Source organism: Acetobacter sp. JWB (assembly GCF_003323795.1).
In the GTDB taxonomy this organism is placed as follows: Bacteria; Pseudomonadota; Alphaproteobacteria; order Acetobacterales; family Acetobacteraceae; genus Acetobacter; species Acetobacter oryzifermentans.
Map to the genome: position 1 here is coordinate 2299560 of NZ_CP030871.1, position 24233 is coordinate 2323792.

Sequence of the window (24233 nt, forward strand, 5' to 3'; positions counted from 1 at the left end):
CATATGGTATTTCTGAATGTGCATTACCCTTTATGACAGTGGATGGATGGCTGTGCTAATTTTAGCGATGACCTGCTGTGACATAATCAGACGTGTACACTCAAACTGACGTGGTGTATTGGCATGACGAGGGCGCCAGAGAAAATCATGATGATCAAAGCGTTCACGCTCATCATTCCAACAGGAATTACATGTATGCCAATTGATAATACGGTAAGAAATATGATTCCAGACAATAGCTGTGCCATGTACAGGTTTTTGATCAATACAGATAACCCGGTAGCCCTGCTTTTTAAGATAGGCAACAATCTCCATCCACCCAGTGGGATTGTTCCAGTATTTACACTGAGTGCTGGCCTGCACAGCAATACAGACATATTTTTCGGCTATCGGGCGTGTTTCATCGGACAAAGCAAGTTTGGGTGCTTCTTCCGCAGGATCAACACCTAGAATATACGCGGCAGTGCGATGAAGACCCACCAACCGAAAATCGGTTGGCTGAAAAACATTTTCTTTATCATCAAAAAATAACCCCATGCAGTACATTGCATAACTGTCTGCCAGTATGTCTTGTTCCTGAGCTATTTCTGGGGACATAAGTGTTAATTCTGGGTATGCATCTTTCAGCACAGGAATAATCAAAGCAGAGAGAATGCAGGTTACATTTGCCTGATGGATATGCGCAAAGCGTGCTGCGTAGGGAAACCATGCAAGCGTATCGCCCAAAGTACCGACAGGAAATTGAATGACAACTTTTTTGTTTTTCAAATTCAATTCATGCTGGAAAACAATGCGGGCTTCTCTTTGAGGTAAAATATCTTCAACAATAATACCAAAGCAAACGTAAAAGCGTTTGGCAGAGTGTACGGTAGCGCCCGTATTTTCATTCTGGAACAGAATATTCCCTGTATCCAGGTCACGTAATGTAATCCGCCATTTTCCTTCTGTACGTGCAGGCAGAACAATACGGGCACCCTGATTGAAATCAAACAAAATTCCATCAGGCCCATGTAAAACTGGGAAAGCAGAAGGGTTGATGTAAGGAGATTTGGTACCTTGAGATGTACTCACCCTAAAATTTTCTGATGCTTCAATCATAAAATATATCTCAACATTAATAGATATATTCATAGATTACTTCTCCCTTGTACTTTATTAAATACAAGGGAGAAGTAAGTCATTTATTATGCAGAACGCGTGCCAACTTCTGACGTTTTATTACCCAGAATATAATATCCGGCGGCCCGGATTGTTATAGACAGCAGTCCCATGTGATGGCTGATCAGGAGATCCCCCAAAGGCAACAGGGCATTTCCGTTTGTCCATGCGCAATCTGTCCAGTCTGTTTCATGCCAGCCTTCAGGCTTATCCTGCATCAGATGCGCTGCAATGTCATGCTGCTGTCCGGCTGTTGCAAGATGCACATCCGCAACGGCAACACCCATGGCACGCCGATCATCCACAAACGGCCCAATCACATCAGATGGGCGGCTGGCGCGTGAGACAATACGCACAAAGCGTGTGCCAGGACGTAGCATAAAGCTATAACGCTGCCCATTGCGCCTTACGGCACGCACAACAGCACCTTTATCTGTTACCAGATGCAGGTCGGGCTCATCTGTCAGAACCTGCGATGCTGTAGCCACTAGCTGCCCGCCGACACTTGCAGCCCGCTCCGCCAACTTGCAGAACAAAGGTTCCACAAAAGCACGGTCAACACACAGATCTACTGCGGCATCATCTTCCCAGCTTTTGATTTTTCCACCCAAGCTCATGACAGAACCAGCCTGACGGAACGCACGGCGGTTACCTGTATCCAGATAACTTTCTGTCAGCATGCCATCTGCTGTGATCACAGAGTGCTCTTCTGTTTCCACATGGTAGTAATCATAGGAGATGATGGACTTATCGTAAAAAATGGAAGATCCATTCACCAGCATGCGCACAGGCACAAACCTGCCTTCAAAGAACAGGCAATGTTCAGATGTAATCAGCATATCCTTGTAAGGCACACCATCTGCAATGGCATTCTTAAGGATACGCACAGGGTAACCTGCCTCATCATCCGGCAATCCTGCGCGCACAGTGGCATGCGCCTTACCGACCCATGTCACTTTACGAACAGTGCTTTGTCCATCTGCAAATTTCAGAACATCATCACCCAGTTGCAGTGTTTCAACAGCAACATCACCACATGGTGTGCGGATCATAGAGCCAGGCAAAAAACAGACTTCATAAACAGCATTGCCATCTGCATCAGAAGAAAGTGCATACCCATACTGGCTGACATCATCAATGTGCAGCGTAACAGACCCACCCTCGTTAAACGACAAGGTGACGTAGTTGCCATCTGCTGAATAACTGGTGGACGTAATATCGGCTGCCTTAACCCCGGCAAGCACAATCCCGTCCGAGTTTCCCGCAGAAGCTCCATCAAAACCTGTCACTTCTGTCGTAACGGTTGTGGCGGAAGATGTCTCAACACCCTCCAAAGTCAGCCCTGTATTGGTGCTGCCTTCCAGATCAACAATGCCACCTGCCCCAGCCCATATGGTGGCTTTGCCGCCGTTTTGCAGAACCTCCGTACCACTCAGCACAGCACTGCTCTGCACGTTCAACTGGCCACCACTGGCAACATTGACATCTGCCGCAGATCCACCCGAACTGACATCCACAGTCCCGCCAGACACATTGGCGCCATTCAGGCTACCCTGTGAGAAAACATTGAGCGTGCCACCACGTCCTACGGTTTCATTGTGTGCTGTAGCACCTGCCTCAACATCTTCAAGGCCACCATTGTTAACCGTTGTGCCTGTAGTGACGCCACCGCTTTGAACAAATTCGATACCACCAGAATTCACAACGGCACTCACAGCCGAACCGTTAATGTAGCCAAAGCCATTGGCGTTATACGTTGTATGGTTTGCGACCCCACCAGCACTCACAACTTCATGCCCGTGGCTTGCAACAATCATGTCACTGTCCTGGCCGCCGGACATCACACGTTCTTCACCCAAATTGGTAATGGTGCCCGATACGGCACTCCCGGCATTATTCTGCCGACCCGTCTCAATGGTGAAATTGCTGACAACACCGCCCTGAGCCACGTTTTCTACGCCAGAGCGCTCAATCAGAATATTGGAGCCACTACCGCCAGACTGGAGATCCGCGCTGCCGCCACTTGCAATGGTGACACCGCTTTCATACCCGCCAGAGAGCACGGATACCGTTGCGCCCGCGCTAAGTATGCCGCCACTCAGGCTGCCACCACTCAGGATGAGTTTGACCGCCTATGATCCCAGACGCATCAACAACAACAGTGCCTTGGGAATGAACAGTCTGATTAAGCGCTGTTCCACCAGCTCCTACAGTTTCAAGGCCACCGGCGTTCACGGTTGTTGCAGATGCAATGCCACCAGATGCCGCCTGAAGCTGACCGCCATCCAGGATGGTTCCAGAGGTCACGCCTTTTGTTGCTACCAACTGAAGACCACCAGCAGAAATGGTTGCAGCTTCACTCAGCCCATTCAGAACAGCGTCTTCACCACCACTATTCACAGTGTTGTTGTATGCTGAACCGTTTGTATATTCTACAATGGCGCCAGCGTTATTCACGACCGCATCATGAGATACGCCGCCATCAATATACGCGGCATAAATACCTTGGGCATTCACAGTCATGGCAGACACCACGCCGTTGCTCTGCACGGTAATACCAGCATCATTCAAGGTTACGCCAGATGCCAGGCCACCATCATTCACCACCAGATGATCGTGATAAACCGTCACATCATCCGCAACGCCGCCGGAATTGACAATAACATCGTGAACTTCACCACCTGTCGCAGCCTGCGCGCTGTTATCCGCCGCACCAGAAACATTTACACCAGAAACATACCCTTTACTGCCAACAACAAGCGTACCTTCCTTGTCCCCAGTAATCTTAATATCCGTCGCAAAAGCTTTAGCGGAACTATCACCTGTAACATTAAGATGAGCGCCAGCAGTAACCGTATTGGATATTGCAGAAACACCACCGCTAATATCTAAACTTCCTGCTTTTAGAACTGTGTTGCTGAGTATAGCACCACTTTCTGCACGCACAGATTCCTGAACGCCAGAGTTCAGAATCACTCCACTTGTCACAGTTGTATCAACCGCAATGGCACCGGAGTGCACGATCATTTCACCCTCACCACTTACTGTGGTACTGGTAACGGATGCGCCATTCTCTACAAGTAAAGCCGTAGGATTACCCCCAGTTGATGTAGTGGAAACAAGGGTATCTATAACATTGGCACCCGCATTGATTGTGGCGGATGCTGTATCGGTAATGGTCGTGCCAGAAAGTGTTGCACCGCTAGCAGCATAAAGCTCCGCACCATCGGAAATGTTGGTATTATCAGCAGTGCCTCCAATAACTCCAATTTGGCCCATACTGGCAGATGTATCAACCGCGCTGCCGCCAGCAGAAATGGTCAACATGGCACCAGCAAAGCTATCATCATTTTCTGGCAACGATGTAGATGTAACAAGGCCGCCACTTTCAACAGTAATGTTGCCACCGTTTGCGGTAGTAGATATTGCTGTTCCGAAAACATCCAGTGTATCACCATCATTTAGAATGATACCATGTGAGGATATTCCAGCAGGAATAGTCGTGTCAGTCATATTTACGATCCCTTAAAGTTATTTCTACATTCTGAGATTTTTGCAGAAATTTTTTCCCATTTATTGTCAAATATTATTGTTAATAAAAATAAATCATGATTATTTTTCTATAGTTTCATCAAAAACGTATATAATTATTTATATAATATTTAATTTTTAACATGCCAACAATGCGGTATGTGCTGCTGAGTGTAGAGAAATACTCAGCAGCACCAATAAAACTTATTAAAGATGTTTATTAAAATACTTCACGGATTTTACATGGCCTGAGCCACTGCCTTTTCCATCTCTTTACCAACCAGATAAGGGCCTGCTGCACGAATATTTATAGAGAGAATAGCCATTGCATTGTGCGTGATATTTCCGTCCAACGGTAGAACGGCATCACCATTTGTCCATGCACAATCTTGCCAATCCGTATCATGCCAACCAGCAGGCTTGGATGCTTGAAGATGAGCCGTAATCATCTGTAACTTACGAGCTGTCTGTACGCACACATCGGTTACAGCAACACCCAGATAGCGGCGATCATCTACAAACGGACCAATGACATCAGCCGGGCGGCTGGCGCGAGAAACAATCCGCACGCACTTTGTGCCCGGTGGCAGCATGAAGCTGTATTTGTCATCTTGCACACGCATCGGCCGAATGCTTGCGCCCGTTTGGGTGACAAGGTGCAGATCAGGATCTGTAGTTTGTGCTACAATAACTTCCCTCACATGGGTACCACTCACGCTATTTTCCCGTAATTCCAACTGGCGGAACAAAGGTTCAACAAAAGCCCGATCAACACATAGCGGAGCTGCTGCATTGTCTACCCATGTGCGTGTCATGCCATTCAGGGTTGCAACCTTGCCGACCTGATGGAAGGAACGACGGTTTCCGGTATCCAGATAGCTTTCCGTCAACATGCCATCAGCGGTAATGACAGAGTGCTGTGCCGTTTCTACGTGGTAGTAATCGTAAGATATGATGGATTTATCAAAGAAAATCGAAACACCATTTACCAGCATACGAACCGGCACAAACTTGTCCTCAAAGAACAAGCAATGTTCTGGCGTGATCAGCATATCCTTATACGGAACGCCATCGGCAATGGCATCCTTGAGGATACGCACGGGATAACCCGCTTCATCATCTGCTAGGCCAGCACGCACCGTGGCGTGGGATTTGCCAACCCAAACAACTGGGCTGCTGATTTCACGGTTGTTTTGCCAGTCAAAGACAACAACTTCATCACCAATCTGAACGTCTTCTACGGCAACATCACCTTTTGCTGTGCGAATCATGCTGCCAGACAGAAAACAGACGGTCTCATCTTCAACCAACCAGCCGGTTGTTCCATCTTGCACAATAGATGCTGTCGCTGGGGGTTCGTAGCCATTGGCAGGCACAACATCTGCATACTGAACGACATTCCCATCTGCCAACTGAACATTGAGCGTATAGGAGCCATCGCCATTATTCGTGTAAATTGCGGAAGTTGGTTCTGCTGTTAAACCGGAAATACCAAAATGCGTGTTTTTGGAAATACCATTAACCAGAACGTTGCCATTAACACCTTTATCACCACTATCATCAATATAAATGGTGTTTACAGTCTTTGGATCAACGTTAATGGTGGTTTTGTCCGAGTAGCTAATGCCCGGTTCTGCAAACAATGTGCTATTCTGCTGCATGTTTACAGTGCCGCCCTGCACCCATACAGGTTGATCTGTCGTACCCAGAGAGGCATTGATCAGATTAAACGTGCCACCATTATTCAAAACACCGTTATCAAGGGTTACATGCCCTTGATTATTCATGATGGTGATGGTGCCATCACTGCGATTGGCGGTAACACCACCCAGTTCTACATTGGATGGGGTATCAATGATAATCGTTCCGTCATTTTCAAAACCAGCCGTTGCAAAAACATTCCCAACATATTGAGAATCACCTTGCGCCGTAATTTTAAGTGTGCCGTTTTGCCAAACACTCAGGCTACGGATCTGGTTGTAATCCGGAGCATTGTCCACCACAGTTTGCGGCGTAGTGGTATTACCCTCCCAACTGATATTCACATCCGCATTCTGTTGGCTCTGCGGAACAGGGTTGCTCGTCCAGACACTTGCATCGGATGTATCAACCTTATTGCCGGTAGAATCAAGCAACTCCCAGTTGGAAGAATCATTCCAATCACTACTGGTAGTCCCCGTCCAATGCCAAGACATATCATGCTGGTGATAGCTGGTTGGCGTACTGGAATACTGAGAGGTATCTCCCCCAGCGTTTGTTGAGCTTGTCGCAATGGCGCTTAGCTGTTGGTGCAAGGTATTGTCTGTATAAGCACCTGTAGCAGAAGCAGATGATGTATCTTCAATATCCCAGCCAGAAGCTGCTGTATCCTGCACAATAGTGGCTGTAGCAGGCGGTGTATAACCATCTGCCATATGCAGGTTGCTGTATGTCAGATTGCTGCCATCTGCCATATCAACAGTCAACGTATAAGAACCATCCTTATTCTCTGCATACGTTGCAGATGTAGGCGCAGACGCCAGACCAGAAATACCGAAGCGTGTGTTTTCAGAAATGCCGTTGATAACAACATTCTGAGCATTGGTCGCGCCAGCCCCGCCATGCAGAAAACCATTATCCTGCACGTAAAGCGTATTTACTGTTGCCGGATCAACATTGATGGTTGCAATAGATTCAGCCGAATTCATAAAGATGCTGCTATTCTGTTGCAGATTAACGGTTCCACCGCTCACCCACACAGGCTGTCCAGCAGACCCCAAGGACGCGTTGATAAGGTTAACCGTGCCGCCACTATTCAGATTGCTGTCATCAAAAATTACGTTGCCATGGTTATTCATGATGGTGATGGTGCCATCATCGCGATTCATGGTAACACCACCGAAATCTACCTTCGATGGGGTATCGATAATAATTGTACCGTCGTTTTCGAAACCGGCAGTAGCAAAAACATTGCCATCAATACTGGAACCAGCCTGAGCCGTCACTTTTAGTGTTGCATTCTGCCAAACGCTCAGGCTGCGAATCTGATTGTAATCGGGCGCATTCACAACAACTGTAACGGAATCTTCGCCACTTGCCGGAGACAGGCTAACATCTGCATTTTGTTCTGCCTGAGGTACGGAACCTTCTGTGGTAACTGGATTATTGGCACCATCGTAAAGTGTCCAGTTAGCGGGATCGTTCCAATCACCTGTGGCGCCGCCAACCCAGCGCCAAGACATATCATGATGATGGAAACTGGTTGCGGTGCTGTCAGATGATGTACCGCTTCCAGTAGCGATTGCATCATCATTGATTGTTTTAAAATCTATGGGTGAATCTGCCATTACTTTAAACTTTCCTAAATCTTAATTTTAGCAATAAATTATGTTAGTATAATACTATCAATATAAAGTTTTATGTTGTGCCAACAATTTGTCTCGTGTAGTAATTGTTGCGTAGTACCCGTTAGGCAAGTCCACACATTTGAGCTTGCCAAAATTAAGATTAAAGCAAGGAACTCTTTTGTTTTTTCAGGAGTTTACGCTTTAATGAATATATCTAAATCGCACCGTAAAATCGGATATGCCCGCGTTAGCACGATAGGCCAGACTCTAGAACATCAAGTTAAAACCTTAAAGGAATACGGATGCCACCGGATTTATTGCGAAAAGGCAAGTGGAGCCGACACCAATCGGCTAGAACTACGCAAGCTCATTGAAAATCTGAGGGAAGGACAGTCCATTGTGGTCACACGCATTGATCGGCTGGCTCGCAGCACATTTGATCTATTCGCTATAGTTAAAAGTATTACCGATAAAAAAGCTCAGTTTTACTCTTTGGCTGAGCCTTGGACCGACACAAGTACCAGCACCGGACGGCTTATGCTAGCTGTTCTCGGCGGTTTAGCTGATGTAGAAAGAGATCTCATCCGCACTCGCACCTCGGAAGGTCGTGCAAGAGCTATAGCTCAGGGAAAGAAAATGGGGCGCCCTCGGCGCATTACAGATATCCAACGCATAGAAATTATCCAAAAACGCAAAAATGGCGAAACGCTAGAAAAAATTGCAAAAACTTTTGGCATAAATTCAGGAACTGTTTCTCGTATCATATCTCACGCTAAAAAAAATAATCATCATCGAAATCTCCAGAACATGTCATCAGTTAATTTCAGTGATGGTTGAAACGAGTTGGTCGGCTGGCAAGGAATACTGATGTTAGCCTGCCATAACGCGCTGCGATGCCTGTAGACTATTTGAACCCAACGAACAATCATCTTGCCCAATTGCTGCCAAACCCGTTGGATCTTAAACGCGCAACTGGTCACCGTGATCTGAAATCACTGGATATTCTACTATCAGCCCATTTCTGAGGAAATTAATCGGCAGATCGAAAAAGCAGAACGTGTGCAAAACATGCTTTGCGCCGATGATGCCAGCAGCCCATAATCGTTGCTTCCATGCTGCGATCCGTCAATGCCTCCAAAAAACGCAACACGCTCTTCCAGAAGCATTGATGCAATAAAAGAAAATCTGGCTCAGCATGAGTACATCTTACTGGAAAAAACTCTCATAAGTCTTTACATTTAGGCCCTATTGCTTCTTCCCACACTCCAAGCGACACTCAGCAACAGAAGCGTACCAACACAACATAATACAAGTGATGGCAGTGTCTGCCCCAAGCCAAGAAAAATAAAGAAGCCCAGTAATATTGGCATTGTCCATTGTGCCGCACGCGCTATGTAGAGCGCGGATGCCATACTTGTTTCACCTAACGCCACCATGACAAAAAGCTGACATCGTTCAACCAAGTGACTGCCTGAAATTGTCCAGCCTGACGTATATGACCGCCCCAGAATGCGTTTATAACTGAGGAGCAGGCATGATTTGCAGGTAATTTGGCAACCACAAAGACTGGTCGCCCCATCTGCATCACTGCATAGCAGATCGGACAGGCTGAGGCGGTTGCGCTGCATCTTCTGCCAACGCTTTGCTTTCTGTAACACCCAATCCCACAGATACACCCAAAGCAACAGCCACGCGCAGGCCCTTACCTTGTGAACTCGGGTGAGACAAATCTGACCGACTCATTTGCCGCACTCTTGGTGACCTCTAGCTTCTGCTCTACCTTAATGAGATAATAGGGACGAAACGTATAATTGATAATAATGCTTATATTCAGAAGCAAATGATTATCAAATCGTATGGGTGTGTGTTTGCTGCAACAGACTGTTACAGTGACCAAAAATATCTATGAACTAAAATTTGTAAAATAAATTTTATTTTTTCAATCTGTTAGCCAGATATCACTGTTTACATAAAGACATTTAACCATCTGCATCATACAGACACTTTGCAAAATATTAGGACATTCACGCTCAGATGATAGTGATTCTCACTTGCGTATTGGTGGGCGCTTTGTTATTTGCTGTTTGAGATATGCCGCGCGTGAGAAAGCATAGGGCACCTTTTTCTAATTACACCATTGGTTGTTCCCTATAGGTTCTTCCGCGCGTCGCTTCATTATCTGTATTTGCGAAAGCACTTGGTCTCTTATGCCCTTATCAGAATCATCTAATCAGATTCCGCTTTCTTTCTCTCCATGGGAGATGTTCCTGAACGCAGGCTCTGTCGTGCAATGTGTCATGATACTTCTGGCTCTTGCCTCGCTTCTGACATGGACCATTTTTATCGCCAAATCTGTTGAGTTTTTAAGTGTTCGCAGAAAGCTAAAAACAGCAGAAAAAACGCTGGAAGAAGCTGGCACATTGGCTTTGGGAGAAAGAAGCACACGCCCAAACAGTATTGCCCACACACTGGTTATGGCTGCGGAAACTGAAAAAGCTGTTTCTTACGATATTCCCAATGATAACGAAGGACTTAAGGAACGTATTGTTTTACATTTAGAGCGTCTGGAAGCTGCTGAAGGGCGCCGCCTGATGCGCGGCACAGGCTTATTGGCCACCATTGGTGCAACATCACCCTTTATTGGACTATTTGGCACTGTGTGGGGCATTATGACATCTTTTACAGGCATTGCCGCCAGTAAAGCCACTAGCCTTGCTGTGGTCGCCCCAGGTATTGCAGAAGCCCTATTGGCCACTGCACTTGGGCTTGTGGCCGCCATTCCTGCTGTGGTGATCTACAACCATCTTGCACGCCAATCTGCATCCTGCAGGGCACAAGTGGCAGATCTGACATCCCTTGTAATGCGCTTGGTTTCTCGTGATCTTGGTCGCACGCACAAACTTGCAACAAGCGCCCAGATTACTCCCTTTGATATCAACCGTATGGTTGGAGAATAAACCATATGCGCCGTATCCAGCATGCTGATGAAAACCCGCATGAAGCAAGCGAGATCAATGTAACGCCTTTCATTGATGTCATGTTGGTGCTTTTGGTAATTTTCATGGTAACAGCCCCCCTCACCACAGTAAACGTGCCTGTAGATCTTCCTTCATCAACGGAAAAACCAGCTCCACACCCAGAGAATCCAGTTTTTTTAACTGTAAATGCAGATCATGCACTGGCACTTGGTGAAGAGAGTATCTCAACCGACAACCTGCCAAAAGCGTTAGAAATAGCAACCAAGGGCAACAAGGATGAACGCATTTTCCTGCGTGCAGACAAAACGATAGATTACGGCACACTGATGAGTGTGATGGATAAGCTTCGTTCTGCTGGTTATCTCAAGGTTGCTCTTGTTAATTTGCAAGGTCAGGCAGATGGCTCTGCTCCAGCCGCAAAGACCGAACAATGAGCGCAACAACATCTTTTTCCGATTGGAAAATTCACCAAACACGCAGAACCAGAAAAGAAGATACTTTCCGTTGGGGTATGTCTTTTTTGATTGTTATATCATCAGCAGGAATTGCCACTTTATCTTTCCTGCACATGCCTCATACAATTCCGCCTATACCGGAGACCCCGCCAGCGGCTATTGCTATTGATATGGCGCCAGAACCTGTTGCAATCCCTTCTCCACCCACATATACACCACCTACCCCTCACCAAACAATTTCGGAATCAGTCCCTTCTCCTGTTGATCCCGCCAAACTGGAGGCTCCTCCTGCGCCTGCTCCACAACTACCCCTTCCAGTTCCCAAACCTGAAAAACTGCGTAAAATTATAAAAAAACACAAATCTACTGTAAGTCTCAAAAAACCAAATCCTGACAAAACACTACCGGCGGAAAAAACAACAGCTCCCCTATCCTCCAAAGTGTCACCAAACCAAACACAGGCAGCATCTATTGATGGGTCATCTTCTTCTCACGTTTCCCAAAGTCCAGCCACATGGCAAGGGTCTTTGCTGGCGCGGCTAGAGAAATATAAACGTTACCCTGCAGAAGCTATGTCTGCTCATCAGGAAGGTGCGCCCAGGCTACATTTTACCATGGACCGAAAAGGACATGTACTTTCGGCACATATTGAAAAAAGCTCTGGCCATTCATTATTGGATAGCGAAGCCTTGGCATTAGTGCATCGTGCAGAGCCGTTACCTAGCCCACCCGAAAGCGTGGCAGGCGATTCCATTACCCTCACCGTGCCAATAGAATTTTATATGGAACACATACAGGATTAAAAATTATTTCCTTAATAATCATCTTTCAATACCTGTTCAGTGTGTTAAGAAAATACGATCCTTATCCTATTTTCTGGCGCAAGAGCGCCCATTCTGCCTCTACGCTGTCTGCAACGCGCCGTGCCACGGCAGATAAAGGGCGCGCACGATCATGCGCAAGCGCCAACCGCAAAGGAGAAACATGCGCCCCTGCCAGCGGGGTAAAGGCCATGTCTCCATTTTGAACCTCATCCATCACATCCAGATAACTGAGAATAGTAATCCCCAGTCCAGCCTTAACCAAAGACTTTATCATCTGCACATTATTTGCCCCGGAAATCACATTCGGGTTCACCAAAGTATCTGCCTCCAGTTTTCTAAAAACAGACGAAAGGGCCAATGGTTCTTCTGGCACAATCACTGGATATTCTGCACAAACTGAAAACCGAGTTGAAGAGTGCTGAGTGACTGGATGCTGCGGCAGGCTTACCACTCCAAGTGGAAAAGAAAGCATTGAACGCACCTGCAAGTCTCGCAAATCTGCGGGGTCTAACAAAAATGCTAGATCTCCTTCTCCTGCAAAAAGACGTTCCCCCAATTCTGCATTATCATGGATATGGATGTTCAGAACAATTCCGGGATATTGTTCTTTTAGGCGCGCAGCAATGCTGGGCAAAAATACGCGCGCCAAAGCCTCTGGGGCCAAAATATCTATACGTCCACGGCGCATACCCTTTAAATCATCAATCTGGCGGTTCAGGCTTTCAAAATCTTTCGTCCACCGGCTGGCATGTGCATAAAATAACTCTCCCACCGCAGTTAAACGCATACCGGAAGAAAGGCGCTCAAATAACGGTGTTTGAAGGGCCTGCTCTCCCAAAAGGATATGTCTATCAATTGCAGAGGCTGCAATATGCAGATCTTCCGATGCTTTACGTATGGAGCCATGCCGTGCCACAGCCAAAAAATAGATCAGAAAGCGCGAAAAGGGATTCATTGACCTGTTCTCAGTTTGAGAATGGATACTGCATGAAATAGATATATCCGATAATATATGCTTAATGAAACACTGTCTCCTAAAGGAACGGGAAACATTCCCTATTCAGGAGATTAAGCTGTGACATCCCCAGCCTGCGCCCGCCCCGCCGACACCAAACTCCCCCGCGATCTCAGTTTTGATGCTGATGACTGGCTTATTCTGGCCTCATACTGGCATCCCATTGCCCTTGTGCGTGAACTGGAAGACAAGCCCTTAGGCGTAACGCTACTTGATGCACCTTTGGTTGTTTATCGGGCTGGAGAAGAAATTGTTGTGGCAGATGACCTGTGCCCGCATCGTGGCGTGCCACTCAGCATGGGTAAGGGTAACGGCCAAACAGTTGCTTGCGCCTATCATGGCTTCCAATTTGGCCATCAAGGCCGATGTGTACGTGTTCCCGCCCACCCGAATAACGCCATTCCTTCCCGCCTGAACCTGCGGACTTATCCTGTGGTAGAAAGATATGGCTTGATCTGGACGTGCCTACGTCCCCAGGAAAATGCAGAAATATCTCTTCCATCCATGCCACATTGGGATGAAGCAGGTTTCCAACACATCAACTGCCCTTGGATAGACATTGCCGGTTTTGCAGGGCGGCAGGTTGAGGGCTTTATAGACGTTGCTCATTTTGCATTTGTGCATACAGAAACTTTTGCTGACCCAGACAACCCTATAGTGCCAGCATACATGCCCAAAATGACGCCCTATGGATTTGAGGCAGAATACCGCAGCAATGTCGGCAACTACCCTATTGGACAATCAGAACGTGGCCGACCAGATTTTGAATGGCTGCGCCATTTTCGGGTGCATGTTCCTTTTACGGCCACGCTGGAAATTCATTTTCCCGATAACGGCAGGCTGGTCATCATGAATGCAGCGTCCCCTGTTTCCGCCAAGAAAACGCGCATGTTTGCACCTATGTGTCGTAACTTTGATACCGACCTACCTTTGCAGGATGTTTATGATTTCAACCTGAAAGTTTTTGAGGAAGACCGCGCCTTGGTAGAAGCCCAGAAACCCGAAAACCTACCGCTTGACCCTTCTTTGGAAGTACATGTGGTGGCAGATCGCAGTTCCATTGCTTACCGGCGCGCCTTACGCACCATTGGCTTAAGCCAGTTCTTTACCGCATGAAAGGATAAGATCATGGCTCCTTCTTCCTCCGTGAAGATGAAGGTTATTCTGGTATTGACCTACCATTTTCATGTGAACACAGGAGCCAGATTGCCCAATGCAGCCTCAGCACGCGCAGCCCCTTACCCACACTGAATGTCTAACATTCACAATAAAAATATGGTCAACCCCCGCATCATTACATCCATGTAATTATACCTCTATAATCTAGGACTTTATGCCTGAATATTCACCTTCCACATTGTTTACGCCTAGAAAACTCAAGAAAAAGAGATATACCCTCTCTTCCCAAACGATATAAACACGCGTTACCCTACGTGAGTCTGCGCGTATATTCTTGATATAACACTATATATTCCATCAGGATGCACCACAGGCACAAAAACAAGAACAGAAAGATTTTTAGGCGTGCTTCCATCATCTGCTCCCCTTTCCAGTTCACACCAACGCTTCCTTTACCTTCAGGTTCTGGTGGCTGTGGGTGCAGGCATTGCCGTGGGTGCAATGTTCCCCTCTGTTGCCACCGCACTTAAACCGCTGGGAGATGGATTTGTTAAACTTATCAAAATGGTCATTGCACCTGTTATTTTTCTAACAGTGTGCACAGGCATTGCTGGCATGGCGGACCTTAAGCAAACTGGCCGCGTAGCTGGCAAAGCCATGCTGTATTTTTTGTGTTTTTCTACTTTGGCACTCGCCATTGGCATGCTTGTAGCTAACGTTCTGCAACCCGGTGCTGGGCTGCACATTCGCCCCGAAAGCCTTGATACAAGTTCTGTTACACAGTTTGTAAGTGCTGCCGCGCAGCATCATTCCTTTGCAGATTTTTTGTTGCAGATCATTCCTTCCACAACCGCCGGAGCATTTACATCGGGTGAAATTCTGCAGGTGCTGCTGGTTGCCATCCTGTTTGGCATCAGTCTGGCCAAAATGGGTAAAGCGGGGGAAGCCGTCCTTAACCTGTTTTACAGCCTGACAGAACTTGTTTTTGGGGTTGTACGTTTGGTGATGTATCTGGCACCTGTTGGGGCTTTTGGTGCCATGGCTTTTACCGTAGGTAAGTTTGGCCTGCATTCCATTCTGCACCTACTTGCCTTGGTGCTAACATTCTATCTTACGGCCATTCTGTTTGTAGGCGTTGTTCTGGGTGTTGTGGCACGATTGGCTGGTTTTAGCATTCTGCGGCTCTTGGTCTTTCTAAAAGAAGAGCTGCTGATTGTGTTGGGCACCAGTTCTTCTGAATCCGCCCTACCCGGTTTGATTGCCAAATTGGAAAGGGCTGGCTGCTCCCAAGGGATTGTAGGGTTAGTTGTACCCATGGGCTATTCTTTTAATCTGGATGGCACCAATATTTACATGACTCTTGCTGCGCTGTTTATTGCGCAGGCAACTGATGTGCACCTAAGCTTTCAGGAACAACTTGCCCTGCTGCTAGTTGCTATGGTGAGTTCCAAAGGTGCTGCTGGTGTAACAGGCGCTGGTTTTATTACTCTGGCTGCCACACTTTCTGTTGTACCCAGCGTGCCTGTGGGTGGCATGGCGCTTATTCTGGGTATTGATCGTTTTATGTCTGAATGTCGTTCCCTTACCAATCTGGTTGGTAATGCTGTTGCTGCTATTGTTGTCTCACGCTGGGAAAATGCGTTGGATGATACGCAACTTCATGAGGCCTTGCACACGCAACCACAAATTACAAAAACACCTTCAGTCTGATACCTCTTTTCCGTAGGTAGCTCCTCTGGCCGCCTACGGATTTCTTGTATTTGTAATTGAGAATAAACCTTGTTGTAACAGTGTAATTTTGTAAACTTTTTCTTGAGTATTCGTTATAACAGAAAAAAATCCTTGAATCTTTTTGATTGTAATTTAATTTCCATAATACGCGATAATAAAAACAAAAAGAAACGTGAGATCTAAAAAATGTTTGCTAAAATTACAAAATCTATTTTTTAAAGAGAAAGCACCCAGCCGCCTTTCCCTTTGAATCTTTGTATTTCTTTCCCCTTGTTTCAGAGATGCGCCGTTGCTGCATGCCACTTGTACGCAATGGTCGTTCTTGCGCCATGAGGATCGGGCAATGCCCTCAACTTATATCATTTCAAATTCAGAACAAAAAACATCACGCTACCAGCAAGAATGTTTATCCGTTCTTCGCTTGCTTTATATCGGGACAGTTCTTTTCACATTTGATATTGCTTTTCACGCTACCTCTGCGCGCGCTCAACAGAATGAAACCACCAAGTCTTTTGAGAAACCTGAATTTTCTTCAAAACCTATCGTTAACGCCGAGATACCAAAAAAACACAAACGCCCGATAGCTGAAGAACGTCTGGACGCCCTGTTTGATACTGAAAGCCTTTCCTATCTGTTAAACCATAATAATACAGCGTTACGCAGGCAGGATATCAGTGCGGGGTATTTTGTTGCTGAACAGGCCTTTGGCAATCTGGCTCCGGGCCTTAAACCTTGGCGCGACAGATTAAGCGAACGCGGCTTTACCTTTGAGTTAACATATAAAGGTGAAGGTATAGCCAATCTTGCTGGTGGTCTTTCAAAAGGTATGGATTACACGCATGAAATTCGTGCCAGCATGTTGTTTGATCTCGGCAAGCTTACCGGTTGGAATCCGCTACAAGGGTGGTACCTGCATGGTATTGTTATGAACCGTGAAGGCCGACAAGTCGGCTGGGATCATGTTGGGGAAAGAAATGTACTTCTTACAGAAGTATGGAGTATTCACGGCCCCGCAGCGGCCCGCCTTGCCGATCTGTATCTAGAAAAATCTTTTCTCCACAACCGTATCAATATCAATGTCGGACGCATTTCACTTACACATACCTATTCTACTTCTATTTTACTGTGCACATTCATGACCATGTGCTCTGCACCCATGGCTATACGAGAACCGGCAGGTTGGAGCGTTTACCCCAAAACATCATGGGGAGGCACAGTGCGCTTTCGGCCAACACATGATCTTATCCTGCGCACTGGTATTTATCGCATAGGCCCCAAAGCACGTGACAATACAGGTTGGGCATGGGGCGATGAGCCTTATACAGGTATTCAAACTCCCATTGAGTTAACGTGGGAACCATTTTTTGGCACGCGCAAGCTTCCGGGCCATTACAAAATCGGTTTTGGGCATGACACGTCTCCTTACCCCGATATGGTTGGCACCATTCCCGCTGCTTTTGCGGGCTCTGTGCATCCGCACAAACTCAAACCGCGTGATACATTTTATATAGAGGCAGACCAGATGGTGTATCGCAGCCATGGCGAACATCAGATGGCTGGCGGATATGTGCTAGCTGGCTTCATTCATAACACGCCAAGTAACTCCACATTCTCAAATGAGTTCTACGCAGGGGCTTCCCTTTTGGGTATTATCCCCCACCGGCCTTTGGATCGTCTGGGCGTCATGTATTCCTATTACCAACTCAGCCCACGCTTGGCCTATGGGCAACATATGCAGGAAGCTGCGGGCGTTCCCCTTGGCCCCTATATCAATGGGCCACAAACACATTCTGCAATTCTGGAAGCATATTACGGCATTCCTGTCACACCGGGCTTGGTTATTACATCCGAGTTTGAGTACATGATGCGCCCCGGAGAAACCTCGGTTATTCCCAATGCTATTCTGGCAGGGCTTAAGGTTATTGCTGCCCTGTAAGGCAAAGCGAGGCGCAAAAACATCTCACCTGCCCTGCTTTTCTCATACTGGCACCAAACCTGCTTATTGCTAGAATATATATTCAAACAGATGGATGGTGCTGCGCAAGCGGCTTGAAAGGGAATGCCGTGTACGGATTTCTGCCTTAAATTGAAGCAGAATCTTATAGTCGGCAGCTGCTCCCGCAACTGTAAGGGGAGGTTTGACCTGCTGCCGGTCACGGCTAGCCACTGGCCGATAAACACGGCTGGGAAGGTAAAAGGTCTAACATACCATATCCCCAAGCCAGGAGACCTGCCTCCATCAGGCACATCATACCGGGCGGGATGAACCGGCAGCGGCAAAACAGGCAGTAACATGCATAAACATGCCTTTAGCTCATTTTTAACAGCACTGCTTCTTGCATGGAGCAATATCCCCTCCAACGCTCATGCAGAAAGCACCCCTACACCAGCCATAACCGGACGATGGATTACGGAAGACGGTAAAGGCGTATTCAATATCCACACCTGTGGCGATAAAATGTGTGGGAACCTTGTAGGGTTAAACCTAACACAAGATGAAGAAGCTTCTGGCCGTAGAAAAACAGAATGTAACCTTCAGATGCTCAAAGGCTTCCATCCCATGGAAGACCGGCATGACCACTGGAAAGGTCATATCTTTGATCCTCAGAGCAAAAATACTTACGATGCCATTATATGGATAGCGGACGATGGTGCCCTGAAACTGCATGGTTTTTTAGGTTTGGAGCTCTTTGGTAGAACCGATACCTGGCAGCCGTTTCATGGCCGTATAGGCAACAACTGCCACATTAACCCCTAAGCATACCTGCTTCAACGAAGCATGAAATAACCTATTATTCCATTACAACAGCTTGCAAGCTCAGGCCGTCCCTATAAAACTACCCGTAATTTTGAACTCGATATTTCTCCGCAATGTTTCATTCTGACAATGCGGAGCCCGGTTTTGTAGGGAGAATCCGAAGAATGAGACAAACGCACGAGGGGCAGCCTGTGGCGGAGTGGTGTTCATCTCCTAACGCCATGCGCCTGAATAAACTGTTGCGCATGTCCCGTCGGGATGTGCTTTTAGGTGGTATTGGTCTTTCTGTTGCAGGCACAACAGGTGCGGCGCTTGCTAATACCGCGCCTACTACACCAAACACTGAAGACCTCTCTCGCTTTATGCAGATATCCCAGCGACTGACAGATAGAGATACGCTAAACCCCCAGATTGGTGCGGCCCTATATGCCAATATCGTGCATGCCAATGCCGATCGACAGGATAAACTTAACGCCCTGCATACTCTACTAGAGCGAGAAAAATTTACGACGGCATCTGCCTTTGCTCATGCAGCAGAAAAATCTGATCCCAAACTTAAAGATGTCATCCACGAAATTCTAACCGGCTGGTACCGAGGTATTGCGGATGGCAAAGTGGTGGTTTACCGCTCCGCCCTGATGTTCGACATCACCAAGGATGCCGTTTACCCCAAAACCTATGCAACAGGCGGCCCATTCTACTGGACAAGCAAGCCACCAGAAGTTGCACGCCCAAAAGGGCACCCTGCACTTTCTGCTTCCGCCCTTGTTATCGAACCGACCTGATCTTACGGGATACCCCGCTTTATGCCCTCCGAAGAAAATCTTTCAGCCGACGTTGTGATCGTAGGATCAGGCGTTGCAGGTAGTTCTATTGCCAACGAACTGGCGCGCGCCGGTATTTCCGTCATTGTGCTGGAAGCTGGCCCACGTGTTGACCGCCAGCATTTTGTAGAAAACTTCCGCAATCTGGAAAACAAACCCTCTTATCAGGGGCCATTCCCGGCTGTGCCTTGGGCACGGCATCCGCCTGATCAGCAAACCCCTAACGAGTATCTGCATACCTCCGGCCCAAATGCCGAAGCCTATCAGCAGGTTTACTTACGTATGATGGGCGGCACCACATGGCACTGGGCTGGGTGCGCATGGCGTTACCTACCATCAGACTTTGAACTCAAAACACGTTACGGTCAGGGCCGCGATTGGGCCTTGACTTACGATGATCTGGAACCCTTTTACTATCAGGCAGAAGTCATGATGGGGGTTTGCGGGCCAGATCCTGCGGTGGAAGATCTTGGGTCTCCCCGCAGACAGCCATATCCTATGGATGCACTGCCCATTTCTTACGCTGCACAACAATTCCGCAAACTGATTCAGGAAAAAACGCCGTGGCGCGTGGTGCACGAACCACAAGCACGTAACACCCGCCCGTATGATAGCCGCCCAACGTGTGAAGGGCATAATAACTGCATGCCCATCTGCCCTATTGGGGCCATGTATAACGGTAGCTATTCCGTTTACCATGCAGAAGCTGCCGGGGCTAAGTTTATCCCCAACGCTGTGGTGTATAAGATTGAGCGAGACAGCGCGAACAAGCGCGTAACCGCCGTGCATTACTTTGACCCCGACAAAGGGTCACACCGCGTTACGGGCAAATATTTTGTTATTGCTGCGCACTGCATTGAAACAGCTAAACTGCTGCTGCTTTCTGCTGATGAACAAAGCCCGGATGGTGTTGCCAACAGTTCCGGCCATGTAGGCCGCAACATGATGGATCATACCGGTGTACAGGTTACCTTCATCAGTGGCGATCAAGCCTTGTGGCCGGGCCGTGGGCCGCTGGAAACCAACGTGATCGACAATTTCCGTGATGGAAACTGGCGCTCAGACCGTGGGGCCTACCTTGTGCACATGGTGGATGATAACCAAGTGGATCTGGCTACCCAGTTAGCTATTTCCAAAGGGTACGTTGGCCGGGAACTGGAAGAACAGATCCGTTACCTAGCTTCACACACTGTGCGGCTGTTCAGCCATAACGAAGCCCTGCCAGATCCCAACAACCGTCTGACACTCAGCAAAGATCATAAGGACATTCTGGGGATTCCGCACCCAGAAGTGTACTATAAGCTGCCCGAATACACTGTGCGCAGTTGTGAACACACACGCTATGTTTTCCGCGACCTAATCAAACTGATGCACGGTACGGATGAACAGTGGACACCGGGCTACTTCCCGCAGGATCATCCCGCAGGCAGCACCATTATGGGCACAGATCCCAAGGATTCCGTGGTGGATGGCCATTGCCGAACGCATGATCATGACAATCTGTTTATTGCCAGTTCCTCGGTTTTCTCAACCGTTGGCACCGGCAACATCACCCTGACTGTAGCTGCCTTGGCGCTACGCGTTGCCGATACGCTGAAAAAAGAACTTGCTCATGCCTGATTTTTCCAAAACCTTGCGCACCCTTCTTTCGGCAGGCACGGTGCTTGGTGTTTGCGCTCTTACCCAGCCACCTGTCCATGCAGAAGATGCAGCCTCGGATCAGGCTGTTCTGGACCGTGGTGCTTATATTGCCACTGCATCAGATTGTATTGCCTGTCACACCAAGCCCGGTTCGCAGCCATTTGCTGGTGGCCTAAAAATTGCAACACCTATGGGTGATGTAATTTCCACCAACATTACGCCAGATCCAGAGCACGGCATTGGCAAATACACAGAGCAAGACTTTGAACAAGCCGTACGCCATGGCGTACGCAAAGATGGCGCTTACCTGTACCCTGTTATGCCTTATGTTTCTTACGCAGGCATGACAGATCAGGATGTGCATGCGCTTTATATGTGGTTCATGCACAGCGTAAAACCAGTTGCCAGCACCCCGGCAGAAACAACGCTGGTGTTTCCTGCCAATATGCGCAGCGCAATGGCGGCCTGGAACTTTGTAACCACCAAGGAAGAGCCAGAAAGCGGAGATTCCAGCACATATGATCCGCTACGCCGCGGCAAGTATCTTACTAATGCGCTGGAACATTGCGGCACCTGCCATACGCCGCGTAACTTCATGCTTAGTGAAAAGCAGGACAGATATCTGGCTGGCACGTCGCTTGATGGATGGTACGCCCCCAACATCACCACCAGCAAAACCGGCGGTATAGGCAACTGGAGCGAAGAGGATATTGTCGCCTACCTGAAAACAGGCCATGCCAATGGTCATGCTCAAGCCGCAGGCCCCATGGCAGAAGCTGTGGAACACAGCACCAGCCACCTGACAGATCAGGATCTGCACGCCATAGCTACTTATATTCACCAAGTTCCAGCTATGGACGATGATATGGAACATCAGGCACGAGATAGCTTTGGCCAAGCTATAGAAGCACTGGATATCCGCCAGAGTGCCCCAACCCGAATTGATGATCTGACCGAAATGGACGGACAGCACGCATACGATGCCAACTGCGCGGCCTGCCATGGCCAGACTGGTACGGGCACGAAGGATCAATACGCACCTTCATTGTTCCATAACTCAACCGTGGGCAGCGCACGGCCAGATAACCTGATCATGACCATTCTGCACGGGGTGCAACGCAAAACCGAAGCAGGCAATGTATCTATGCCAGACTTTAGCGGTCATTCAGACGTGCAGCGTCTGAGCGATGCTGAAATTGCAAAGATCGTGAATTATGTGATGGCAACCTTTGGCAGCGGAGACCAGCACGTAACAGCAGATCAGGTTGCACAGTTCCATAAAGACAAATAACAGCCACACCACACATAGGCTGATGAGACACACACCAAAAAGGGCGGAGAGGTTTAAACCCCTCCGCCCTTTTTTACATGATCTTCAGAAAAAAACTGAAGCGTTAGAAAGAAGGCTTTTCGTGAAGAGCGGATACCAGACGTGTAATGGTATGTGCCTTCAAAGCTTCTGGCCCACCTTCCGTGCCATAACCAGAATCTTTCATGCCACCAAACGGCACTTCTGGCACGCCAATACCATGGTGATTGACAGCAACCATCCCGGCTTCCAGCTTTTCACCCAGCAGGCGCTCCGTGCGTTCACAACGCGTGTAAACATAAGCCGCTAAGCCATATGGTAGGCGGTTGGCTTCCTTTACGGCGTCCGCCAGATCAGAATACTCATCCATAATGGCAATCGGGCCAAAGGGCTCTTCCTGCATAACCCGCATTTCCAGCGTTGGCTTCAGCACCAATGTGGGTGGGAAGAAGCACCCATCATTCGGCATGGAAATATCAGGCTGCCAAAGTTCAGCGCCTTTCTGGCGGGCATCATCCACCAGTTCGGTCAATGCTTTTACGCGGCGCTCATTCACCAATGGCCCCATGGTAACGCCTTCATCCAGACCATTGCCAATCTTAAGCGCGCTCATCTGGGCTTTGAATTTTTCAATAAAGGGCGCTGCAATTTCCTTGTGTAAAAGGAAACGTGTGGGAGCAATGCACACTTGCCCGGCATTACGGAACTTGGCGGCTGCCAAACGTTCGGCTGCGGCATCCAGATCTGCATCCGGGCACACAATAACCGGGCCATGGCCACCCAGTTCCATAGTGACCGGCTTCATCTGCGCGCCAGCCAATGCGGCCAGATGCTTACCGACAGGCGTAGACCCCGTAAAGGAAATCTTGCGCACAACCGGATGCGCAATCAGATACTCAGAAATTTCCGCTGGCACACCATACACCAGAGAAACCGCACCTGCCGGAATACCGGCATCACAAAAACACCGGATCAGTTCTGCCGGAGAAGCTGGCGTATCTTCCGGAGCCTTTACAATAACCCCACACCCGGCACCCAAGGCAGCACCCAACTTGCGTGCAATCTGGTTGATGGGGAAGTTCCACGGCGTAAAGGCAGCCACAACACCTACAGGGCGGTGCAGTACACGCTGTTCTACATAAGGGGCGCGCGGGGGCACCAATTCATCATTTAGGCGACGGCCTTCTTCACCAAAATATTCAATAACACCAGCCGCACCCTGAATTTCAATAATCGCTTGAGCAAGGGGCTTGCCCTGCTCTTCGCTCATAATACGGCCAATCTGCTCTGCCCGTTCACGCAGCAGATCTGCCGCCTTGCGCATAATCACAAAGCGATCCCACGCAGTAAGGTTACGCCATGCTTCGTAACCCGCCTGCGCACCCGCAACCACTTTTTCCAGATCAGTTTTGGAGGCATGAGCAACCTGCCCAATAATCTGGCCCGTAGCCGGATTGGTTACCGGAATGGTGCGACCATCTGCCGCATCTTGCCATTTCCCGGCCACCAACAGCTGCGTGCGTATTTCTTTTTCTGACATCTACATCTCTCAAGCAGAACGGGC

18 protein-coding genes, 1 pseudogene and 1 riboswitch are annotated in these 24233 nt (G+C 48.2%); of the genes and pseudogenes, 12 read left to right on the forward strand and 7 right to left on the reverse strand.

What is annotated here, in order from left to right:
• Positions 1 to 30: 30 nt before the first annotated feature.
• The 3 genes and pseudogenes from DS739_RS10910 to DS739_RS10920 all read right to left on the reverse strand — a co-directional run bounded on the left by DS739_RS10910 (position 31) and on the right by DS739_RS10920 (position 8015).
• Positions 31 to 1131 carry an autotransporter strand-loop-strand O-heptosyltransferase gene (locus tag DS739_RS10910; protein WP_096884283.1) on the reverse strand — a complete coding sequence of 367 codons (1101 nt, stop codon included), beginning with the start codon at positions 1129 to 1131 and terminating at the stop codon, positions 31 to 33.
• A 53-nt stretch (positions 1132 to 1184) separates the two neighbouring features.
• A pseudogene (locus DS739_RS14685) lies at positions 1185 to 4437 on the reverse strand (Hint domain-containing protein).
• Positions 4438 to 4928: 491 nt separating this feature from the next.
• Positions 4929 to 8015 (reverse strand): Hint domain-containing protein, encoded by a 3087-nt coding sequence (locus DS739_RS10920; RefSeq protein ID WP_006117338.1) that lies wholly within the window; start codon positions 8013 to 8015, stop codon positions 4929 to 4931.
• Between the two features lie 204 nt (positions 8016 to 8219).
• Here DS739_RS10920 and DS739_RS10925 point away from each other — a divergent pair, with 204 nt between their 5' ends.
• Positions 8220 to 8852, forward strand: coding sequence for a recombinase family protein (locus DS739_RS10925; protein ID WP_035352327.1), 633 nt, complete (start codon positions 8220 to 8222; stop codon positions 8850 to 8852).
• Positions 8853 to 9253: 401 nt separating this feature from the next.
• Here the strand turns inward: DS739_RS10925 and DS739_RS10930 are convergent, their stop codons facing one another.
• Complete coding sequence (locus DS739_RS10930) at positions 9254 to 9643, reverse strand: low temperature requirement protein A (protein WP_096884282.1); 390 nt, start codon at positions 9641 to 9643, stop codon at positions 9254 to 9256.
• Positions 9600 to 9758 (reverse strand): hypothetical protein, encoded by a 159-nt coding sequence (locus tag DS739_RS14210; protein WP_156100433.1) that lies wholly within the window; start codon positions 9756 to 9758, stop codon positions 9600 to 9602. Before DS739_RS14210 ends, DS739_RS10930 begins: the two co-directional genes overlap by 44 nt.
• 464 nt (positions 9759 to 10222) lie before the next feature.
• On the opposite strand from DS739_RS14210, the gene exbB reads away from it, so the two are divergent.
• Genes exbB through DS739_RS10945 form a run of 3 tightly spaced genes read left to right on the forward strand, consistent with a single transcriptional unit; the run spans position 10223 to position 12251 of the window.
• Entirely contained in the window at positions 10223 to 10972 is a 750-nt protein-coding gene (exbB, locus tag DS739_RS10935) for a tonB-system energizer ExbB (RefSeq protein ID WP_035352329.1), read from the forward strand.
• A 5-nt stretch (positions 10973 to 10977) separates the two neighbouring features.
• Positions 10978 to 11427 carry a TonB system transport protein ExbD gene (gene exbD, locus DS739_RS10940; protein ID WP_006117335.1) on the forward strand — a complete coding sequence of 150 codons (450 nt, stop codon included), beginning with the start codon at positions 10978 to 10980 and terminating at the stop codon, positions 11425 to 11427.
• Positions 11424 to 12251 (forward strand): energy transducer TonB, encoded by an 828-nt coding sequence (locus DS739_RS10945; protein WP_006117334.1) that lies wholly within the window; start codon positions 11424 to 11426, stop codon positions 12249 to 12251. The genes exbD and DS739_RS10945 overlap by 4 nt, the downstream gene beginning before the upstream one ends.
• A gap of 61 nt (positions 12252 to 12312) precedes the next feature.
• Here DS739_RS10945 and DS739_RS10950 read toward each other — a convergent pair whose 3' ends face one another.
• A complete protein-coding gene (locus DS739_RS10950) occupies positions 12313 to 13227 on the reverse strand; it encodes a LysR family transcriptional regulator (protein WP_006117333.1) in 915 nt (304 codons plus the stop codon).
• A 120-nt stretch (positions 13228 to 13347) separates the two neighbouring features.
• Here DS739_RS10950 and DS739_RS10955 point away from each other — a divergent pair, with 120 nt between their 5' ends.
• From DS739_RS10955 to DS739_RS10985, 8 genes are all read left to right on the forward strand, one after another.
• Entirely contained in the window at positions 13348 to 14403 is a 1056-nt protein-coding gene (locus DS739_RS10955) for an aromatic ring-hydroxylating dioxygenase subunit alpha (protein ID WP_006117332.1), read from the forward strand.
• A 12-nt stretch (positions 14404 to 14415) separates the two neighbouring features.
• Positions 14416 to 14538 carry a hypothetical protein gene (locus DS739_RS14585; RefSeq protein WP_255411708.1) on the forward strand — a complete coding sequence of 41 codons (123 nt, stop codon included), beginning with the start codon at positions 14416 to 14418 and terminating at the stop codon, positions 14536 to 14538.
• A 273-nt stretch (positions 14539 to 14811) separates the two neighbouring features.
• Positions 14812 to 16116, forward strand: coding sequence for a C4-dicarboxylate transporter DctA (dctA, locus tag DS739_RS10960; RefSeq protein WP_006117331.1), 1305 nt, complete (start codon positions 14812 to 14814; stop codon positions 16114 to 16116).
• Between the two features lie 364 nt (positions 16117 to 16480).
• The gene (locus DS739_RS10965) at positions 16481 to 18073 is read left to right on the forward strand and encodes a carbohydrate porin (protein WP_035352331.1); all 1593 of its coding nucleotides are present in this window, start codon (positions 16481 to 16483) and stop codon (positions 18071 to 18073) included.
• 78 nt (positions 18074 to 18151) lie between these two features.
• Positions 18152 to 18390: riboswitch (cobalamin riboswitch) on the forward strand.
• Positions 18391 to 18430: 40 nt separating this feature from the next.
• The gene (locus DS739_RS10970; protein ID WP_006117329.1) at positions 18431 to 18895 is read left to right on the forward strand and encodes a DUF2147 domain-containing protein; all 465 of its coding nucleotides are present in this window, start codon (positions 18431 to 18433) and stop codon (positions 18893 to 18895) included.
• Between the two features lie 113 nt (positions 18896 to 19008).
• Complete coding sequence (locus DS739_RS10975; RefSeq protein WP_006117328.1) at positions 19009 to 19680, forward strand: sorbitol dehydrogenase family protein; 672 nt, start codon at positions 19009 to 19011, stop codon at positions 19678 to 19680.
• A 21-nt stretch (positions 19681 to 19701) separates the two neighbouring features.
• Positions 19702 to 21339 carry a GMC family oxidoreductase gene (locus DS739_RS10980; protein ID WP_006117327.1) on the forward strand — a complete coding sequence of 546 codons (1638 nt, stop codon included), beginning with the start codon at positions 19702 to 19704 and terminating at the stop codon, positions 21337 to 21339.
• A complete protein-coding gene (locus DS739_RS10985; RefSeq protein WP_035352333.1) occupies positions 21332 to 22651 on the forward strand; it encodes a cytochrome c in 1320 nt (439 codons plus the stop codon). The genes DS739_RS10980 and DS739_RS10985 overlap by 8 nt, the downstream gene beginning before the upstream one ends.
• A 103-nt stretch (positions 22652 to 22754) precedes the next feature.
• Here DS739_RS10985 and DS739_RS10990 read toward each other — a convergent pair whose 3' ends face one another.
• Positions 22755 to 24209, reverse strand: a complete 1455-nt coding sequence (locus DS739_RS10990) for an NAD-dependent succinate-semialdehyde dehydrogenase (RefSeq protein ID WP_006117325.1) — start codon at positions 24207 to 24209, stop codon at positions 22755 to 22757.
• Between the last annotated feature and the right edge of the window lie 24 nt (positions 24210 to 24233).

Excerpts from the sequence above, each read along its gene's own strand:
- DS739_RS10910 (WP_096884283.1), bottom strand. The coding sequence starts at position 1,131 with ATGAATATATCTATTAATGTTGAGATATATTTTATGATTGAAGCATCA.
- DS739_RS10920 (WP_006117338.1), bottom strand. The coding sequence starts at position 8,015 with ATGGCAGATTCACCCATAGATTTTAAAACAATCAATGATGATGCAATC.
- DS739_RS10925 (WP_035352327.1), top strand. The coding sequence starts at position 8,220 with ATGAATATATCTAAATCGCACCGTAAAATCGGATATGCCCGCGTTAGC.
- DS739_RS10930 (WP_096884282.1), bottom strand. The coding sequence starts at position 9,643 with ATGCAGCGCAACCGCCTCAGCCTGTCCGATCTGCTATGCAGTGATGCA.
- DS739_RS14210 (WP_156100433.1), bottom strand. The coding sequence starts at position 9,758 with ATGAGTCGGTCAGATTTGTCTCACCCGAGTTCACAAGGTAAGGGCCTG.
- exbB (WP_035352329.1), top strand. The coding sequence starts at position 10,223 with ATGCCCTTATCAGAATCATCTAATCAGATTCCGCTTTCTTTCTCTCCA.
- exbD (WP_006117335.1), top strand. The coding sequence starts at position 10,978 with ATGCGCCGTATCCAGCATGCTGATGAAAACCCGCATGAAGCAAGCGAG.
- DS739_RS10945 (WP_006117334.1), top strand. The coding sequence starts at position 11,424 with ATGAGCGCAACAACATCTTTTTCCGATTGGAAAATTCACCAAACACGC.
- DS739_RS10950 (WP_006117333.1), bottom strand. The coding sequence starts at position 13,227 with ATGAATCCCTTTTCGCGCTTTCTGATCTATTTTTTGGCTGTGGCACGG.
- DS739_RS14585 (WP_255411708.1), top strand. The coding sequence starts at position 14,416 with ATGGCTCCTTCTTCCTCCGTGAAGATGAAGGTTATTCTGGTATTGACC.
- DS739_RS10965 (WP_035352331.1), top strand. The coding sequence starts at position 16,481 with ATGCCCTCAACTTATATCATTTCAAATTCAGAACAAAAAACATCACGC.
- DS739_RS10970 (WP_006117329.1), top strand. The coding sequence starts at position 18,431 with ATGCATAAACATGCCTTTAGCTCATTTTTAACAGCACTGCTTCTTGCA.
- DS739_RS10975 (WP_006117328.1), top strand. The coding sequence starts at position 19,009 with ATGTTTCATTCTGACAATGCGGAGCCCGGTTTTGTAGGGAGAATCCGA.
- DS739_RS10980 (WP_006117327.1), top strand. The coding sequence starts at position 19,702 with ATGCCCTCCGAAGAAAATCTTTCAGCCGACGTTGTGATCGTAGGATCA.
- DS739_RS10985 (WP_035352333.1), top strand. The coding sequence starts at position 21,332 with ATGCCTGATTTTTCCAAAACCTTGCGCACCCTTCTTTCGGCAGGCACG.
- DS739_RS10990 (WP_006117325.1), bottom strand. The coding sequence starts at position 24,209 with ATGTCAGAAAAAGAAATACGCACGCAGCTGTTGGTGGCCGGGAAATGG.